Origin of the sequence: Solibacillus sp. FSL W7-1324 (genome assembly GCF_038008025.1) — a bacterium.
Lineage (GTDB): Bacteria > Bacillota > Bacilli > Bacillales_A > Planococcaceae > Solibacillus.
This window is the reverse complement of the sequence record NZ_JBBOYH010000001.1, coordinates 1516632-1534150: the sequence shown is the minus strand read 5'-3', so window position 1 is coordinate 1534150 and position 17519 is coordinate 1516632. Positions and strand designations below refer to the sequence as shown.

17 protein-coding genes are annotated in these 17519 nt (G+C 38.1%); 7 read left to right on the top strand and 10 right to left on the bottom strand.

The genetic code is table 11. The features are described from left to right. Positions 1-11: 11 nt before the first annotated feature. Genes MKY71_RS07360 through MKY71_RS07345 form a run of 4 tightly spaced genes read right to left on the bottom strand, consistent with a single transcriptional unit; the run spans position 12 to position 2828 of the window. On the bottom strand, positions 12-812 hold the full coding sequence (locus tag MKY71_RS07360; protein ID WP_339199004.1) for a DUF2785 domain-containing protein: 801 nt from the start codon (positions 810-812) through the stop codon (positions 12-14). A gap of 17 nt (positions 813-829) precedes the next feature. Continuing rightward, a complete protein-coding gene (locus MKY71_RS07355) occupies positions 830-1234 on the bottom strand; it encodes an acyl-CoA thioesterase (protein ID WP_340732037.1) in 405 nt (134 codons plus the stop codon). Then, positions 1188-2048, bottom strand: a complete 861-nt coding sequence (locus MKY71_RS07350; protein WP_340732036.1) for a GNAT family N-acetyltransferase — start codon at positions 2046-2048, stop codon at positions 1188-1190. Before MKY71_RS07350 ends, MKY71_RS07355 begins: the two co-directional genes overlap by 47 nt. A gap of 12 nt (positions 2049-2060) precedes the next feature. Further along, positions 2061-2828, bottom strand: coding sequence for a class I SAM-dependent methyltransferase (locus MKY71_RS07345; RefSeq protein ID WP_340732035.1), 768 nt, complete (start codon positions 2826-2828; stop codon positions 2061-2063). Positions 2829-3082: 254 nt separating this feature from the next. Between MKY71_RS07345 and MKY71_RS07340 the strand changes: the two genes are divergently transcribed. Both MKY71_RS07340 and MKY71_RS07335 read left to right on the top strand, forming a co-directional pair. Then, positions 3083-3292, top strand: a complete 210-nt coding sequence (locus MKY71_RS07340) for an alpha/beta-type small acid-soluble spore protein (RefSeq protein ID WP_339176137.1) — start codon at positions 3083-3085, stop codon at positions 3290-3292. A 191-nt stretch (positions 3293-3483) separates the two neighbouring features. Continuing rightward, positions 3484-4791, top strand: coding sequence for a serine hydrolase (locus MKY71_RS07335; protein ID WP_340732034.1), 1308 nt, complete (start codon positions 3484-3486; stop codon positions 4789-4791). A gap of 94 nt (positions 4792-4885) precedes the next feature. On the opposite strand, the gene MKY71_RS07330 is transcribed toward MKY71_RS07335, so the two are convergent. Beyond that, the gene (locus tag MKY71_RS07330; RefSeq protein WP_340732033.1) at positions 4886-5923 is read right to left on the bottom strand and encodes a DUF1835 domain-containing protein; all 1038 of its coding nucleotides are present in this window, start codon (positions 5921-5923) and stop codon (positions 4886-4888) included. A 143-nt stretch (positions 5924-6066) separates the two neighbouring features. Next, complete coding sequence (locus MKY71_RS07325; protein WP_008406560.1) at positions 6067-6267, bottom strand: cold-shock protein; 201 nt, start codon at positions 6265-6267, stop codon at positions 6067-6069. Between the two features lie 337 nt (positions 6268-6604). Between MKY71_RS07325 and MKY71_RS07320 the strand changes: the two genes are divergently transcribed. Continuing rightward, positions 6605-7168 (top strand): DUF4256 domain-containing protein, encoded by a 564-nt coding sequence (locus MKY71_RS07320; protein WP_339176132.1) that lies wholly within the window; start codon positions 6605-6607, stop codon positions 7166-7168. Positions 7169-7228: 60 nt separating this feature from the next. Here MKY71_RS07320 and MKY71_RS07315 read toward each other — a convergent pair whose 3' ends face one another. The 3 genes from MKY71_RS07315 to MKY71_RS07305 all read right to left on the bottom strand — a co-directional run bounded on the left by MKY71_RS07315 (position 7229) and on the right by MKY71_RS07305 (position 11018). After that, positions 7229-8095, bottom strand: coding sequence for an ABC transporter ATP-binding protein (locus MKY71_RS07315; protein WP_340732032.1), 867 nt, complete (start codon positions 8093-8095; stop codon positions 7229-7231). Continuing rightward, entirely contained in the window at positions 8095-10578 is a 2484-nt protein-coding gene (locus MKY71_RS07310) for a hypothetical protein (protein ID WP_340732031.1), read from the bottom strand. Before MKY71_RS07310 ends, MKY71_RS07315 begins: the two co-directional genes overlap by 1 nt. A gap of 122 nt (positions 10579-10700) precedes the next feature. Next, entirely contained in the window at positions 10701-11018 is a 318-nt protein-coding gene (locus MKY71_RS07305) for a hypothetical protein (RefSeq protein ID WP_339176128.1), read from the bottom strand. 210 nt (positions 11019-11228) lie between these two features. Between MKY71_RS07305 and MKY71_RS07300 the strand changes: the two genes are divergently transcribed. After that, positions 11229-12092 (top strand): helix-turn-helix domain-containing protein, encoded by an 864-nt coding sequence (locus MKY71_RS07300; protein ID WP_339198978.1) that lies wholly within the window; start codon positions 11229-11231, stop codon positions 12090-12092. Between the two features lie 55 nt (positions 12093-12147). On the opposite strand, the gene MKY71_RS07295 is transcribed toward MKY71_RS07300, so the two are convergent. Beyond that, positions 12148-12747, bottom strand: a complete 600-nt coding sequence (locus MKY71_RS07295; RefSeq protein WP_339199656.1) for a DedA family protein — start codon at positions 12745-12747, stop codon at positions 12148-12150. Between the two features lie 954 nt (positions 12748-13701). Between MKY71_RS07295 and abc-f the strand changes: the two genes are divergently transcribed. The 3 genes from abc-f to MKY71_RS07280 all read left to right on the top strand — a co-directional run bounded on the left by abc-f (position 13702) and on the right by MKY71_RS07280 (position 17462). Next, complete coding sequence (gene abc-f, locus MKY71_RS07290) at positions 13702-15150, top strand: ribosomal protection-like ABC-F family protein (protein WP_340732030.1); 1449 nt, start codon at positions 13702-13704, stop codon at positions 15148-15150. A 121-nt stretch (positions 15151-15271) separates the two neighbouring features. After that, a complete protein-coding gene (locus MKY71_RS07285; RefSeq protein WP_340732029.1) occupies positions 15272-16318 on the top strand; it encodes an LLM class flavin-dependent oxidoreductase in 1047 nt (348 codons plus the stop codon). A 199-nt stretch (positions 16319-16517) separates the two neighbouring features. Continuing rightward, positions 16518-17462, top strand: coding sequence for a bile acid:sodium symporter family protein (locus MKY71_RS07280; RefSeq protein ID WP_339176123.1), 945 nt, complete (start codon positions 16518-16520; stop codon positions 17460-17462). Positions 17463-17519 lie beyond the last annotated feature (57 nt).

Genomic DNA, 17519 nt, shown 5'->3' with positions numbered 1-17519 from the left:
TTTTCAGCTCCTTAAACTAAAGTGGGAGTTCCATGAATAATCCAATCGGCTGTTTGTGTACATTTGGCTGATTTTAATAAATGTCTTAATAATGCCGCCTCGAATTGCTTCACGTTCCATTCATACCGGTATTTCTTATGCCAATCTTCTACTTCTACATAATGCAATCCTTTTAACCACTTCAACAGTTGCTCATCTGTCAGTCCCTTATCCAGTAATGCATCAATGACCGGTAACATGCGTTCTTCTTCCTCATCGATTAAAGCGTATTCAGTATGAAGGCAGCTTTTCAAACTTTGTAATGCACTCCATAATGAATGCGTATCAACCATTAGCGGATGTCTAATTGCTTCTGCTAATAAGTCACTTCCATGTGCGACCGCATGTGCCCAGCCTTTCGTATTGTCGAACCCCCGGTAATCTTTCTCAAGAAAAAGATATTGGATACTTTGGTCAATGGCCTCAACAACGAGTTCCTCTGGCAATATTCTTTTTTCACGATCTAACCCTAAAATAAGGGTGATAACAAGTGATGAAAACGATCTTGTAAATACATCATCAGAAGGTTCGCTCTGAGTAATATTCAAGTAAAGGTGCTCATTATCCAAACATGTTTTTACTAGCACAATTAATTGTTCATCAGTAAATTTCCCATTCAGAATTAATTCACAAAATCCCCGATAAATTAAGTTATCCCGTAAATAGCCATCCGTATTACCGATATTGTTTAACATGAACTCCATTAATTCGTTTAGATTGATTAAATCCACATCAATCGATTTATTTACTACTCCCTCTAGGACTTCTTTCATCACTAATAGCTCCCTTTTCATTGCTCCATTTCAAAAAGTTCTTTTAAAGGCTCAGGAATTTTCGCAACTTTTTTCTTTCCCAAATTGAAAAAGCATCCTGATTGCTTTCCGGTACAATGTGTTTGCTTCTCCGTTGCAATTTCCAACTCCATTTCCCAACTTGATTGCCCTATTTTAACCATCCAGCACCGTCCGACCGGTTGATCGAATATTGTTAAAGGTGCTTTGTATTCAACCTCCGTTTTCATCAAAATCGGAGAAATTTGCATTTTCATCATATCCGCCAACGGATAATGTTCATTTAAAAAAGCCATACGTAAATCCTCAAACCATCTGACATACACAATATTACTGACAATGCCCATCGCATCAATATCATAGGCGTTTATTTGAATCGGTTGCTCTGCTACTAATTTCCGCATAACGTTTATCCCCCTTATTTTCTTCATAACGGACCATTGTCCAAAATCCGATGTCTTCAAATCCGATCCGCTTATAAATTCGTCCTGCTGCCGGGTTATCATAAAACAGACAAATTGACTTACCTTCAGCGAGCAGGTCTTGGCAAAGCTTTAACATGCAATGTGTCGCATATCCTTTTTTCCCATACCCTGGTCTAGTTCCAACACCCACAATCATCGCGGACTGTGAATTTTCCGCTGTTGTTGATGCGGAAGACACCATTACACCTTGTTCATCACGAATAATATAAGTGCGCCCTGTTTTAAACTTTTCCGCGCGTTCTCTTCCTTCAACACTGAATGTCCCCGTAGAAAATTCCGGAATCGATTGGAGCATTTCAATATTTTCTTCATACTCACTAGGCTGTAAATACGTCACATTTGAAAAATCCAATTCAGCAGTCGGAACAGTCAATTCTGTACATTTTGCATAATACGTTTCACTGTCCCGACGAATATCGCGGTCAATCCATTTTTTTAATGGCGTGACTAAGTGCTGGAGTCCCGATATTTCAATGCGCCCTGGATTTCCGCTGATTATTTTGGCAAATCCTTCGACATCATAATTCACTTCACTATACGGGATGTAGTTCTGATCATAGCGCAGTAAGATAGCAATCAGCCGATCACCGTCAAATTGTCCCCATAAATCCTGGATATCGGATTCCATGCCATACGCTTCAATATCACCGATGATAAATAAATTTTCTGCTGGTTTTTTATGTACAAGTGCCATTGTAATTTCCAAGTCTTCGTTTGTTAATTTTCGAATCATTTTGCTTGCCTCCTATAAAGTACGTTTACGCGCTTTTACGATAAAAGTTGTTGGAAAGTGGCTTGCTTTATGTAGAGAATAATATTTTTCTGAATACGGAATTTCTTCACCTTTTAAATGCGATGGCGTATCACTTTCAATAATTTCTACAAGTTCAAAGCCTGCTTTTATAAGGGCATTTATAAATGTCGCCATTTTATATTTCGGTATTTGCATTGGCGCATCTTCCCCTTTAAATGACGTTGTTTCAATATAACCTTCCCGCTGATAGGAATCCGTTAAAATAAACTGATGATCACGGCATTTGATTTGATTGTAAAAAGGATGTTCCCAACTGAAAACGAACTCGCCGCCTTCTTTTAAGTAGTTGTGAATTAACTTGAATGTTGCCGGAAGATCACTTGACCAGCCAATCGCATAAATGGAATACACTAAATCAAAATAATTTTTCGGTAAACCGATCTCTTTTTCCATTGGAGCCGTAAATAAATTGGCCTCGATGCCTTGTAACGTTTTCTGCGCAAGTGCTCTTTGTGCCTCCGAAAAATCGACACCCCAAAGTTCCTTTGCACCATTGTTGTTCATATATAAAAGAGAATGGCCGCTTCCAAATCCAACTTCCAAGACCGCTTTCCCGGCAATCTGTCCGATTAAATTCAGTTCCTCTTCTGTTTGGGCTAAAGGTCCATAGCTTGGCAATGCATCTCCTCCCGCAAAATGCTTCGCTACAATGTCCCAGCTTTTTTTATTGTTTTCGATAATTGAATTCAAAAAAGTCATCCCTTTCCGCAACGATATTTATCACGAGAAATCTATACTAGATGTCCCAATTAAACCACTTTATTCCATATGTTACAATCCGGCAATTTTTCTAATTTGTTTTCGATAGGGTGCGTTTCAACCTTTACGATTGGATATATATTGAGTTTACAAAGTTTATAAATGTTCCCAATTGAAGTGTAAATTACCTATTCCTCATATGGTATGAAACTCTTTTCTCGGCACATTCTAATGTCAGAAGGAGGCGATAACAAATGGCAAACAACAACAGCTCAAACAAATTACGTGTACCTGGTGCACAACAAGCAGTTGACCAAATGAAGTACGAAATTGCACAAGAGTTTGGTGTTCAATTAGGACCAGATGCATCAGCTCGTGCTAACGGCTCTGTAGGTGGCGAAATTACGAAACGCCTAGTTCAAATGGCAGAGCAGCAATTACGCGGAAATTCAAATCAACAATAATTAATGAGAAGGAAGCGCTACATAATTTGTAGCGTTTTCTTTTCATTTTGGCTCTTCATCAAGATTACATACAAAGACAAACCAAAATTAAATGAAACTTTTTACTGCTTCCCTCCGTACAAGACAGTAATAACAATTTAAGGAAATTTGGTTACGCTTAGCTGTGGTTTACAAAGGAGGAAAGGTCATTTATGAATATTTATGGTTGGATCGGTTTAGGCGGGATTATTTTCTTCACTTTAATCCCCTTATTGGATAAGAAACATAGAACACGTGAAGAAGTTCAGAAAGCGATTGTGACGGTCGCGATAATAGTTGGAATTATTATTGCCGTTTTAGTTTTCAATATAAATTTCCTCATTGCTTTCCTATTTGGTGTTCTGGCTATGATCTTGACGGAACGAAAAACTTATACAAAAAAGCGATTAACCATTTACGGAGTCATTTTTTTAATTACAGGAATTGCAGCATATGCTCTACTTAGAGATAACCCCAATTATATTATCCAACATTTAAAAGAAAATCCGGAATCCAGCTCTTTTTATTTTGCTGAAAACGGCGAACCTCTCATTACCTATCAGTCAACTGTTATACGGCCATTGGCAAGTACAGTAAAAATCCTTATTGCAGTTGAATATGCCATGCAGGTTGATGAAGATAAACTTCAAAAAGACCGGAAAATATCATTGAATGAATTGAACCGTTACTATTTTAAAAATACGGATGGGGGCGGTCATGAAGCATGGTTAGAAGCTTTAAAACAAGATGGAGGCATCCAAAATAATGAAGTCACTTTGCATGATGTTGCAAAAGGGATGATCACGTATAGCTCCAATGCCAATACAGATTATTTAATTAATCTGCTCGGGGTGGATGCGATCAATCAAAGAAAAAAAGAGTTAGGCTTAACACAGCACGAGGATGTTTATCCAATTGGCAGTGCACTCTTAATCCCTGATTTTATTCAAAAAGATGGGATGTCTGAAAAGGAATTAATCAAGGCACTCCAAAATTTATCAATAGAAGAGTATCGTAAATTAGCCCAATCGATCAGCCTGCAAATAAAAGCAGGCGAAATTAATGTAAGTGAAGAAAAGTTCGACGCATCTCCTGCCGTACAAAGAGTTTGGTCGGATCGGTTAGTTGGCGCTTCTGCAAGTGATTACGGGAAACTGCTCACACTTATTTCCAATTACGAGCTGCCACCAATTGCAGCTGAAACAATTCGGGATGTAATGGAGTGGCCGATGCAATTAAATGAAGAAAATTATAAGAAATATACACATATTGGCTCAAAAGGCGGCTCTACACTGTTCGTCTTAAACAACGCGATGTATGTTGAAAACCTTAATGGAGACCAGTACGAAATGGTCATTTTACTGAATGACCTGAAATTTCATGAACGTTTCCTGTTAAGCAACAATCGAAATTCATTTGAAAGAAAGCTTTTGAATGATGCAGATTTTCGTGATGAGGTACGTGAAGCGCTTCTGAACTAAATTTATTATTTCACTACAAAAAAGATGCTTTGCCTATTTTGGCGAAGCATCTTTTTCATTTAGTAATTCTCCGCGCCCACTTCTTACAAAATCCTTACCGTAATTTTATACTATAGGAATGCATTGCCTTCGGGACACCTTCCATGTCAAAAACCCCATCGACAATTAAACGTCTAACTCGATATTCTATAAACTGATCGCCAATATATTGATCGAGATGACCTATTACTTCTCCGATAATTCTGGCTGATTTTATAAAGTCTTTCTGCTGCTTATTTTGATGGATTTTCTTCACTGTATTGGTAATATAATCATCATAGAAATTTTCAGGAACACTCTTTATCTTTTGATTTTGCCAGATTCGCAGAACATCAGTGGATTGACAAAGCTGCTCCCATTCCCTTTCAAATATATGACGTTCCGCTTGTATCAGTAGCCGACCATTTTGCTCATTTTTATAAATTTCCATTAATTGATCTGATGAAAGTTCACCCATATTTAACGGTGTAAAATCGATATCGGATTTCTCAAAATAAAGTTTATACGCTTTGTTTGTATGAATGATTTGAATGTCGTTATCTCTGTCTTTTAATAAATAAAGCACAAACCGTAAAGCTGTTTGTTCATGTGCGTTTTCTCCTGCCCAAATGATAATTGGGTGATCACTTGGCGTTTGCTGAATATCGATAATCGACTGTCTAAAATGTTCTTCGTAATGATATAGATCCTCATCATCAATAAGGATGTGGTTTCTTAACCAATTCAATCGATTCGAAATACCTTCTATGTTATGTAAGTTCCAAACGGGGCCAATGGAAAATATATCGGAAAGCGTAATTACCCTTTCCTGTTGACTTATCCCTAATTTTTTAAATGCCATTTTCAGGCTGCCTGATGGCGAATCCCCGAAGACAATATGGGTCTTAACATATTGTACAGGTCCAATATTTAATTGATTCTTTTTGTATTCCACCAAATTCTTATATGTTTTATTAATATCTAAATAGAATTGCTCCTCTGAATAGCCATTTCCCTCTTCGACTACTTGCATCCGTAAAAAAATTTGCATTAATAAGGCTTTCTTTTCTTTGTCTTCTAATTGATTTATTACATCGTTCAATTCATCAAACAAATGAATACCCCCTTTTCATTAAATTTTACCATTAAATCCTCTTTTGGTATAACTTTCCTGAAGGTGTCATCCTATTTAATTTTTAGACACAAAAAAAATGCACCCCATAATTGGGATGCAGTTTATCGGTTACATCATTAAAATTAAAGTTTTACGATGTTTGTAGCTTGTGGGCCACGTTGACCGTCTTCGATTTCAAATTCAACTTTTTGACCTTCGTCTAAAGATTTGAAACCTTCGCCTTGGATTGCTGAGAAGTGAGCGAATACGTCGTTTCCGCCTTCAACTTCGATAAATCCAAAACCTTTTTCTGCGTTAAACCATTTTACTGTACCTTGTGTCATTTAAATGACCTCCATTTAATTAAATTTAATAAGATCACAATTCCTCATAAAGAAAAAAATTCACATATTACAATAAGTACTAAATAAAACACGAATACATATTGTAATAGGTGAATTTATTGTTGTGCTTGTAACATTTCTTATTAACCTTAGTATATACCATATTAATTCATTTGTCTATGCATATGAAACAATTCATTACTTTGCCAAATTTATTCTTGTGCAATCTATGTTTGGAAATAGATATATTATTATGAATGTGGACCATTACTAGACATTATTCTCAAAATTACAGTATCATTAGAGGCATCAACTACTTAACGAGGTGTTCACTATTATGGCAGCTAAAAAAGTACTAACTAACGAACAGCAAGAACAGCTTCTCACAACATTGAAAGATCGCTTTTTACAGCATATGGAGCGTCATCCGAATATCGATTGGGAAAATGTACAGACAAAGCTCGAAGCAAATCCGGTAAAACTGTGGTCTCTTAATGAAATGGAACGTACAGAAGGAGAACCTGATGTTGTTGCCTATAACCATGAAACAGACACATATACATTTATGGACTGCTCACCGGAAAGCCCTAAAGGACGCAGAAGTATTTGTTATGACCAGGAAGCATTGGATGCGCGTAAGAAAAATAAACCGGAAGACAGCGCTATCAATATGGCCGCGTCAATGGGGATTGAAATTTTAACGGAAGTCGAATACCGCTCTTTGCAGCAGCTTGGGAAATTCGATTTAAAAACATCCAGTTGGGTTCTGACACCACCGGATATTCGTAAACTGGGCGGAGCGATTTTCTGCGACCGTCGATATGAAACTATTTTCATGTACCATAACGGGGCCGACTCATACTACGCGGCACGAGGATTTAGAGGTTCTCTTACTGTATAGCTGTATCATTTAAACTTAAAACAAGCCGTTGTCATACATTCTGACAACGGCTTGTTTCTATTATAGACCATAAAAATCCCGGTACAGTTCTTCCAAGTTCCGGTTAATCGGATTCACCGCATGGATTTGCACACCATTTTTCAATAGCCATTGAAGATAGGTTTCAATCGCAAATGCCGCATCTGTAATTAGTACATTCTCTTTCATCTGGAAAGGAAGTTGTCCTTTTTTCATTATTTGAGAAAGATCACTCTCATACGAATATTTAATTTCGTATTGAACTTCCCTATTCGACTGCAACGAATCTGTATAAAGCTTTCCTTCTTTAATAAACCAGAACGTATCCGTCAAATCTTCGAGTAAATCCAAGTTATGCGTCGAGATGAGGATGCTCATTCCTTTTGCATGCAGTACTTGAATCAATTGTTTTAATTCAATAATGCTCGTTGGGTCAAGTCCATTAAAAGGTTCATCCATTAAAATAATGAGCGGCTTCGTCAATATACTTAACGCAATGAGCAAATGCTGGCGCATCCCGTACGAATAAGATTTGACAGGCTGATGCACGTAGGAGCGGATGCCGATCAACTCGATGACGTCATCTATTTCTTGTTGCGGTATATGGTAAATATTCGCCACAAATGACAGATGATCATAGCCGGTTAACTGCATGTACAAGTAATTGTCACTTGGCAAAAAGGAAATATGTTTAAAAAACTCAGGCTTATTGTTGGCAATATTGTTTATGTGAACAGTGCCTTTATTAATCTTTTCCAATCCTAATACCGCGCGCATTAACGAAGATTTCCCTGCCCCATTCGGTCCAACGATTCCAATTATTTCACCAGTACCGATTGAAAACGTAATATTATCCAGTACCCTTCTATTTTTATATTCCATTTCAAGACCGTACACCTGCAATACCATTATGAATTCACCTTCCTTTTAAATAAAAGCCCCAGCCCGAGTAATAGGATTCCACCGATTAGTAAAATGCCCGTACCCGTCAGAAAGTTCACTTTAGCGTTATTTGCCTCAATCGATTTCCAGCCATCTACAATATTCCATGTATCAAAATATACAAACGGATTATACATGCTACTTGTTAGTTCAATGTAATGGTTCCCTGCAAAGTACCCGGTAATGACAAGTATGGATGTAACAATAATCGCGGCATAATGATTTTTCATCAATTTCCCGATAAAGCTGAACAAACTATTTAAGAAGAAGAGTTGTAAAAATACAAGCACGCCACTTTTGAAAAGCAACGATGACAAACTTTCAAAATAGAAATAGGCATTGTTCGCAGTTGAAAAGATAAAGGAATCCTCCAGTCGTTCTGTTGCATAAATCAATATCGGATAATCCCAGTCACCTGCACCACCTATTAGCGTAGCAATCAGAAAAACAATCGTTCCCGTAATGAGCAATAAACTACAGGCAACCGTTAAATTGTAAATCCACTTCATTATATAGATAGAAGAAAATCGAATCGGTTTTGTTGCTAAAAAGTTCATCGACAAGGTCGGTCTATATTCATCGGCCATCGTAGTCCATAATATGAATACAAACAAAAACAGGACGACCAACATCAAGTTCCAATCCAAAAACCGATACATTGCAAACGAACTGCTGTCTCCGTATTTTGTATTTTGTTCCTGGAACAGTTTTAAACGTTCATAATGTTCTTGGTCCAAAGCCTGACTCGGGTCATCAAATTTCGATACCCATTTATGTCCAAGCGGCCACGGGGTTATCCTTTTTTCATCCAGAACTATTTCCTGCTCTTCCGATGCCATGTCGGTCATAGTCCAAAGCGTATTATCGCTTTCTTTATAAGATCCCGGTTCAAATGAGTTCATCACATCCCGAAATGTCTCGGCAAATGTCGGAGAATGAATATCCGCCTTTAAATGTTCAAGCGCCTCATACCGCATTTCTAATTGTTTAATCATTGCCTGATAAGGATTTTGATCAAGCATTTCCAGCTCTTCACCCGTCTCCTCAGCCATCCGTTGCTGTAACTCCTGCTCCATTTCAAATTCATCCGCGACCAGCTTCCAGTGTGTTTGATCTTGGATATTCGTATTTTGCGAGCTCTCGATTATTTTCAGTGCTTTGTCAGGAAATGTTCGATACTGTTCATTCACTACAATGACCGTACCGCCAATTATTCCGAATAGCAGAAGAACGGTTAAAAGAATATGCCCTTTCCGTTTCTTTTTCATAAGCTCAAACTGGAGTAATTTGAATTTCCTATTTGGACGATACTGTTTTTTCGATGCTGTATATTCTGGAACTCCCAAACTGACACTCTTCATATTAATAACAGCATAAGTAAGACCGGTACACACCATAACCAGCAAGAACATAATGATTAGATAAAAGACTAAACGATTCGAATTCAGTAATAGCTGTTCATACGAAACAATCAGGTGAATCGGGTTAAACATAAGAAAACCAGTCTTCAAAGAAACGATATAGCTGATTAACACCGGCAAACTAATTAGAGAGAACAACAAACCTAATTTCGCTTGCTGTTTAATCAGGCAAGTAAACAGCAGTAATAATATCGCGCTGAATATTCCCCAACCTATCGGGATGAATACTAGCCATTTCCATATTGGAATTAATACAACTTCAGAATTGACCGTCACTTCAACGGGATAGTAAATTGTGTTGAGATTCCCTGATAATAACGGCGGCAGGAAAGACAAAACGTATCCGATGACGGTGTAACACAACTCGACCAGTAATAATGGCATCAAATAGCCAAAATAAATGGCCGTACTGGACAATGAATTCATTTTAAAGAAATCGAAAGTACGATTTTCTCGGTCAAACATATATTTATAGCTAAAAACTAATAAAAGAAGAAAGGCCGTAACGGGGCTGAATAGAATTTGGAATAATTGTTTTGTAAATAAGGCCGTTTTATATGGCGTATTTTGTTCCGTATAGGCCAACTGATGATCAATGAGCGCTTCAGCTTTCTCCTTTTCTACTGCGACTGAATGTTCTCCAAGATAAGGGATTGCTTTAAATGCTATGTAATTTTCATATTCGTTTAAAAAGGCCAGCTGCTGCTCAGCAATCTGTAGATCGTTCTCGTCTAATTTCTTTAAAATATCGTTTATATATTGCTCTTTCAATAGAAGACTTTCCAATGATTGCTGTTCTTCAGGAGTAAGACCTATTACACGTTCTTTCGTTAATGTACTTGTAATCAATAAATGTACGGTATCTTTCCGATTGTTGAATGTCTCCTGCAGTTCCTGCTTGGTAGCACCAGATTGTATACTATTCATTACGAGCATCGATCCGACAAGTACAATAATTGCCACAGGTAAAATAAAAATATATTTGCTTTTCAGCAAGCCCTTCATGAGAAAACGAATTACTTCATTCATCATTCCCCCTCCTTCCTCTTTAGTTTGCTGAAAATATAAATTCCTCTTTGAGCAGAATTGCCATAAAGCGGTGGCTTGTCCTTTTCAAAGAGGATTTGAAATGATCAGATTCAGACTAGCAATTACTCCTCGTCTGCGTTACTAAGCGGTGCATATGGTCCTGTTTTCAGCGTGCCTGAGAAGAAGGAATAGCCCGGCTTCCCTACAGCGTAGCCACGATTATACAAATAACCAGAATACGTTTTACCGTTTTGAGTAACCGTTACCCACATCGATTGTGTCGTTGTATATGGCACTTCTTTTGAATACCAAAGTGTATCGGATGCTACAGATACTTCAGGTTTCAAACTTTCAGCTGCTTGGATACTTGAAATATTCACGGATACACTTAAAGAAATTGCTGCTACTAAACTTAAACTTACCAATTTAAATTTTTTCATCATTGATTCCTCCTCTGTTCCTATTCCAAAACCTGATTACAATAGATGAATCTTCTACATCCTTCACTTATCCTCCACCAGTTCCAATAATCCACAGTTCCAATGTTGTGAGTAATAAATCTACCATTTCTCCCCCTCCTTTGTATTAATTTTACAAACTATCCGACGAAAAGTGTATAATATGCCTAAAAGAATAATTTAGGTGATGAAATGAATAATTACGGGCATGTCATAAAAGAAATCAGGGTAGGTAAAGGCTATTCCCAACAATATGTCAGCGAAAAAATATGCTCACAGGGCAATTACTCAAAATTTGAAAAAGGGGAAAACAGAGAAATTAAATTTTCGATTTTGAAGGAATTTTTGGGACGGCTTGAAATGTCCTATGAAGAGTTTGAATACATAAGCAACAATTATGAAATGCATGACCGCCAAAGAATTATGAAGAAGTTCTACAATCAAACCTATAATTCCGAAAACGCTCTGCTTCAAATGATTGAAGAATGCGCTGCCTATTTACAGCAAAATCCGAATGACAATCTAATCATGAATATTCAAACGGTTATGGAAGGCATGCTCGTTTTGGCAAGATCCAGTGATTTTGTACTGGCTTCTAAAACATTATCACCCATTTGGGATGATCTCTCTCAGCGAAATACACTGTACTTAGCAGATATTTATATACTGAATGCCATTTTATTTGTATTTCCGATTTCTACTGCAACCGAAATTAAAGAATTTGCTTTTCGCCATATCGACAAGTACAACGGATTTCAAAATATTAATAAGCTAAAAATAAACTTTCTGATCAATCTGTCGCTTATCAATATAAAAGGAAAAGACTTTGAAACCGCGCTACACCTTTTGAATGATGCCATCGGGAAATGTAAATCGGAGCAGCTTTTTATTAACTTGTCGATCTGTTATGTAAGAAAAGGCGTGTGCCTGAATAATTTGAATGGAACGGATGAAGGTTTTATCGAAAAAGGATTAACACTACTTCAGCATTTAGAACAGGCAGAACTAGTTAAAATGCTGGAGAAGGAAATTAAAAATAATTTAATCGTTAAATAATTTATATAACAAATTAAAAAGGGCTGCCTGTATAATGAGGCCGCCCTTTCATTTTTTATTTTTTATTAGGTAAATTCATTTTACGTTCCAATAATTTAATGCGGTATTTATAAATCGCATAGATGACTGCCAGCACAATTATGATGATGACAAAAGGCTGCAAATACTGTTTAAACAAATCCCCTGCCTGTTCCCAGTTCTCCCCAAGCTTAATGCCTAAATAAACATAAAGCGCGGTAATCGGAAACATCGCTAAAAATGTATAGATTGAAAACTTCCATACATTCATTTTTGTCATCCCGCATGGTACCGAAATTGCGGTACGGACGATTGGCATAAAGCGTCCGAAAAAGGCAACGCCCGCGCCGTATTTTGCGAAAAACTTGTCCGATGCATTCACTTGCTTCTCATTGATCAAGAAGAACTTCCCGTATTTCAGTACGATTGGACGACCACCATAACGCCCTACCGCATACAAAGTCAACGGTCCTAGTGTTCCGCCTACCGTTCCGGCAAGCACCATTAACCAATAGCTATATTCCCCTTGAGCAATCCAAAACCCGGCCATCGGTAAGATGACTTCAGCTGGAATAAACTCAAAGCACAGTGCCAGTAATACACCGAAATAGCCAAACCCTTTAAAAAACTCAATCATTGATAGAATGATTGTATCTAACAACAAAAACAACTCCAATCATTTGCAATATCCAAAGTTAAAATCAGCAACAAAACCCGACTTCAACTCCAAAGTCCACTTCTACATTCACTTAGCATACAAAATCTTTAAACGATTCACAATACAAATTGTGAAAACATGCCGTAATTATGTATGTTCTTCTATAGATTAGAACGTCCTCTCCTCATAAATGTTGCCTCATCCGCAAAATTTTAATTTTATAGCAGTGTATGTCTATGCAAAAAGCGATATGTCAGAGCATTTTTAGCATGGCCTCTTCCTAAACCGTGTAAATATAAAAACAAACAGGCGAAACCATAAGTACCATGGAATCCCCTGTTCAAATCGTTAAATCAATGCTTTTAAATCATGAATAAATTCATAAATAAAACAGCAGCCAAATCCGAATAATAATTAGCCTGCAATAATGGAAGGCCATTTAATCATCGCTCGGTTCATGACTTTCCTTGTAAGTGAAAAAAATTCTTTCTTGCGTCTGCTTTATAAATATAATAATTTACGAATACTTATAAACCTTCATTCACTTTTAAATATTCCCCAGTAAATTCCAGTATTGATTTATTTCCGGAAATCTATTATGATGGCATTAATTTATGAGAAGGAGGGATGTTTCTATGTTTTCAATTCGTTTACGCTAAGCTGGCAATAAAAAAGCAAACCCAAAAATGTTGGGCCTTTTTGTCATGCTTGTAAACGAAGAAACCATAGGGATTCCTCTTTAAACGGGAGATTTCTATATTTTTTCGCAGCAGGCATACATATGTCTGCTTTTTTATTGCGTTTTAGACTCATTACAAAATGGAGGGCTAAAACTATGCAGATGTTACTATTCTTTTAATACGGGCGGATTACCCTAACCGCTCGTATCGATAAGCTATCGGTACGAAATTTACTATTTCGGAGGTAGCAACAATGGAAAACTTAAGCTTTGAACTGAAAAATATACTTGTACAATTTTTAGATAAGGATGTACTGACAATCCCGCAGCTGGCCATTTATCAATTCGACCGCATTGGGATTGTCGGTAATAACGGTGCCGGTAAAAGTACTCTAATAAAATTATTAACCGGTCAACTCATTCCACAGCAAGGGAATGTAAATGCACATGTCGACTATTATTATTTTAAACAAACATCCCCTGCCGTTACAGATGACAATATTGACATTGCGCTTGTCCATAAACTGAAAGCAGTCGATCCCCATAGCGGTGGCGAACAAACACGGTTGAAATTGTCACAGGCATTCAGCCATTACTACGAGGCAATGCTATTAGATGAACCGACAACACATTTAGATCAGGATGGCATCAAATTTTTGCAGGAGCAGCTCCGCTATTATTATGGAGCCGTCGTCATTGCCAGCCATGACCGAAACTTGCTGGATAGCGTCGTTACGACAATCTGGGAAGTGAGTGACGGGCATGTGACAGTCTATAGCGGGAATTATTCGGATTATGCCGCGCAAAAAGAACGGGAAAAACTGGAGCAAGCTGCTGCCCATGAAAAATATGTTCGCGAAAAGGCACACTTGGAAAAGGCTGTTGCTGAAAAAATGAAAAAAGCCGAAAAGATTACCGAAGCGAAAAGGATGTCAAAAAAAGAAACGAAGGCCAAAGCAAACCGAATGTTTGAAACAAAATCGAAAGGAACGAGCCAAAAATCGGTTTACCGATCAGCTAAAGCAATCGAAAAACGGATTGAACAGCTGCCTGTTGTCGAGAAAGTTAAAGAAGAAGTGCCACTTCACTTCAAACAATCGAAAGCACTGGAACTTCATAATAAAGTACCGATTATGATGCGGGACCTTACTTTAGCAATCGGAAACAATATACTGTTGGATCAATGTCAGCTTCATGTTCGCCTACAGGATAAACTAGCGATAACAGGTCCGAACGGCAGCGGAAAATCAACATTGCTGCACGCGATTATCGAAAAGCATCCTAATATAGAACGCTCACCGAAAGTAAAAATCGGTCATTTTTCACAGCTTGCTTATCAAAATTTACCGGACGAGACGATCTGGCATTTTATTAAAACAAGAAGTGAATACAATGATGCATTTATCCGCACTGTTTTGCATCAAATGCAGTTTGAACAAAATGATCTGCAAAAGCGAATCACCGTTTTAAGCGGTGGCGAACGGATTCGATTGCTTTTAAGTCAGCTGTTTTTAGGTGAATATAATATTCTCCTGCTTGATGAACCGACCAACTTCCTTGATATGGCGACAAAAGAGGCATTGGCAAACTTTATTAAGGCCTATGACGGGACTGTGCTCTTTGTTTCCCATGATGACTATTTTGTGAAGCAAGTGGCAACAAGAACGATTGAAATAAAAGATAAGAAAGTAATTGAAATGTGATAATACTGTTCTTTACGAGAGATACATTTCTTTCATTTCCTACCGGTGTGCACTACAATAATTATTATGGTAATGATAGTAAGAAAAGGAAACGAGCCCTTTACTAATTGGAGGTCATCATATGGAAATAGGTATTTCAACTTTTGCAGAAACTACACCGGATGTGCTAACAGGTGAAACAGTAAGTCATGCCGAACGACTGCGGCAAATCGTCGAAGAAATTAAGCTGGCGGATGCGGTTGGACTGGATGTGTATGGTGTCGGGGAACATCACCGCGAAGATTATGCAGCATCAGTTCCCTCTGTCGTACTCGCTGCGGCTGCAATGCAAACAAAACAGATTCGACTAACAAGCGCTGTAACGGTCCTTTCATCTGACGATCCGGTACGTGTCTTCCAGCAATTTGCGACACTTGACGGACTATCGAACGGACGCGCCGAAATTATGGCTGGACGCGGTTCATTCATTGAGTCATTCCCGCTGTTCGGCAACGACTTGAATGACTATGATGCGCTTTTTGAAGAAAAACTCGATCTCTTATTAAATCTTCAGGAAAATGAGATTGTGTCATCAACCGGCCATTTCCGCCCGTCTATTCCAGGACGCGGTATCTACCCCCGCCCTGTACAGGAAAAATTGCCGATTTGGATAGCGAGCGGCGGTACACCACAATCTGCAATCCGTGCGGCTACATTGGGCTTGCCGTTAACATTGGCAATTATCGGAGGAAGCCCTCTGTATTTTGCGCGCATCGTTCAATTGTATTATGATGTGGCGAAAAAAGCAGGACATGATATTTCAAAGCTGCGCGTCGCTTCCCATTCACACGGGTTTATTGCAGATACGACAGAAATTGCAGCAGAGCAATTTTTCCCGTCAACAGCAGCGGCTATGACGAAACTAGGCCGCGAACGTGGCTGGGCACCGTATACACATGAAGCATTTGATGAGGCCCGAAGCTTGGAAGGCGCTCTTTATGTAGGTGATGTGGAAACGGTTGCGAAGAAAATCATCTATCTGTACGAACATGTCGGCATTTCAAGGTTTTTCTTACACGTGCCGGTCGGTTCTATGCCGCATGACCAAGTACTGCATGCCATTGAACTTTTAGGTACGAAAGTTGCACCAATTGTGCGTGAAGAAGTAGCAAAATTGAAAAAGAGATAAAGATGATCGGTCAGGGGCTATGCAGTATTTTTCTGCATAGCCCCTTTTTATGATGTATGTTTTTATGTTCCACCAAAAGTTTCAGACTATATTCACTAGAATAATAACAAAAATGCTTAAAATTCAGAAAATTATTGCAATTATAAATTTATTAAACTACAATAACATGAATTCAATAGAAAGCTGAGGTTACATCATCATGGGAGTTTTACAGAAGATAGGTAAGTTTGCAGGAAATACATTTGCGATTTGGGTTCTTGTTGCTGCAGGTTTAGCAATTTGGACACCTGAATATTTCACTTGGATCGGCAGTTACATCACCATATTATTAGGAATTGTCATGTTTGGTATGGGGATGACATTAAAATTAGATGACTTTAAATTAATTCTTCAATATCCGAAAGGCGTAATTATCGGGATTATTTCTCAATTTGTCATTATGCCATTACTTGCATTTGCGTTAGCAAAAATTTTCAATTTACCACCTGAAATTGCGGTTGGGGTTATTTTAGTAGGATGTTGTCCAGGGGGTACGTCATCAAACGTTATGACATTCCTCGCTAAAGGTAATACGGCATTATCTGTTACAATTACATCATTCACAACATTATTAGCACCGTTTGTAACACCTGCTCTCATCTATTTATTAGCAAGCGAATGGTTACCGGTTTCATTTATGGCCATGTTTATGTCGGTTATTAAAGTTGTATTGATCCCGATCATTTTAGGGATTCTTGCTCAATTCTTATTTAGACCAATTGTAGAGAAAAGCATTGATATCCTACCAACAATATCCGTGGTGGCGATCGTAATGATCGTTGCAGCCGTAGTAAGCGGAAGCCGCGATAAAATTTTGGAAACTGGATTAATCATTTTTGCCATTGTTATTTTACATAACGGGTTGGGCTACTTAATTGGATACTTGGTAGCGAAACTATTTAAACTAAAATACGATGATCAAAAAGCGGTATCGATTGAAGTTGGGATGCAAAATTCAGGTTTAGGAGCACAGTTAGCGATGGCGCACTTCGATCCCGTATCGGCAGTTCCGAGTGCGATCTTCAGTTTCTGGCACAATATTTCCGGACCGATTCTTGCTACCTATTGGGGTTCAAAAGCGAATAAAAAGGAAAACAGCAAATAGTAATAACAATCGAGTAGGAGGGAGTGATTAACTCCCGACCTCTCACACCACCGTACG

What these genes read in the sequence shown, in the direction of transcription:
- MKY71_RS07360 (WP_339199004.1), bottom strand. Translation starts at nt 812, where the DNA reads ATGAAAGAAGTCCTAGAGGGAGTAGTAAATAAATCGATTGATGTGGAT.
- MKY71_RS07355 (WP_340732037.1), bottom strand. Translation starts at nt 1,234, where the DNA reads ATGCGGAAATTAGTAGCAGAGCAACCGATTCAAATAAACGCCTATGAT.
- MKY71_RS07350 (WP_340732036.1), bottom strand. Translation starts at nt 2,048, where the DNA reads ATGATTCGAAAATTAACAAACGAAGACTTGGAAATTACAATGGCACTT.
- MKY71_RS07345 (WP_340732035.1), bottom strand. Translation starts at nt 2,828, where the DNA reads ATGACTTTTTTGAATTCAATTATCGAAAACAATAAAAAAAGCTGGGAC.
- MKY71_RS07340 (WP_339176137.1), top strand. Translation starts at nt 3,083, where the DNA reads ATGGCAAACAACAACAGCTCAAACAAATTACGTGTACCTGGTGCACAA.
- MKY71_RS07335 (WP_340732034.1), top strand. Translation starts at nt 3,484, where the DNA reads ATGAATATTTATGGTTGGATCGGTTTAGGCGGGATTATTTTCTTCACT.
- MKY71_RS07325 (WP_008406560.1), bottom strand. Translation starts at nt 6,267, where the DNA reads ATGACACAAGGTACAGTAAAATGGTTTAACGCAGAAAAAGGTTTTGGA.
- MKY71_RS07320 (WP_339176132.1), top strand. Translation starts at nt 6,605, where the DNA reads ATGGCAGCTAAAAAAGTACTAACTAACGAACAGCAAGAACAGCTTCTC.
- MKY71_RS07315 (WP_340732032.1), bottom strand. Translation starts at nt 8,095, where the DNA reads ATGGTATTGCAGGTGTACGGTCTTGAAATGGAATATAAAAATAGAAGG.
- MKY71_RS07310 (WP_340732031.1), bottom strand. Translation starts at nt 10,578, where the DNA reads ATGAATGAAGTAATTCGTTTTCTCATGAAGGGCTTGCTGAAAAGCAAA.
- MKY71_RS07305 (WP_339176128.1), bottom strand. Translation starts at nt 11,018, where the DNA reads ATGAAAAAATTTAAATTGGTAAGTTTAAGTTTAGTAGCAGCAATTTCT.
- MKY71_RS07300 (WP_339198978.1), top strand. Translation starts at nt 11,229, where the DNA reads ATGAATAATTACGGGCATGTCATAAAAGAAATCAGGGTAGGTAAAGGC.
- MKY71_RS07295 (WP_339199656.1), bottom strand. Translation starts at nt 12,747, where the DNA reads ATGATTGAGTTTTTTAAAGGGTTTGGCTATTTCGGTGTATTACTGGCA.
- abc-f (WP_340732030.1), top strand. Translation starts at nt 13,702, where the DNA reads ATGGAAAACTTAAGCTTTGAACTGAAAAATATACTTGTACAATTTTTA.
- MKY71_RS07285 (WP_340732029.1), top strand. Translation starts at nt 15,272, where the DNA reads ATGGAAATAGGTATTTCAACTTTTGCAGAAACTACACCGGATGTGCTA.
- MKY71_RS07280 (WP_339176123.1), top strand. Translation starts at nt 16,518, where the DNA reads ATGGGAGTTTTACAGAAGATAGGTAAGTTTGCAGGAAATACATTTGCG.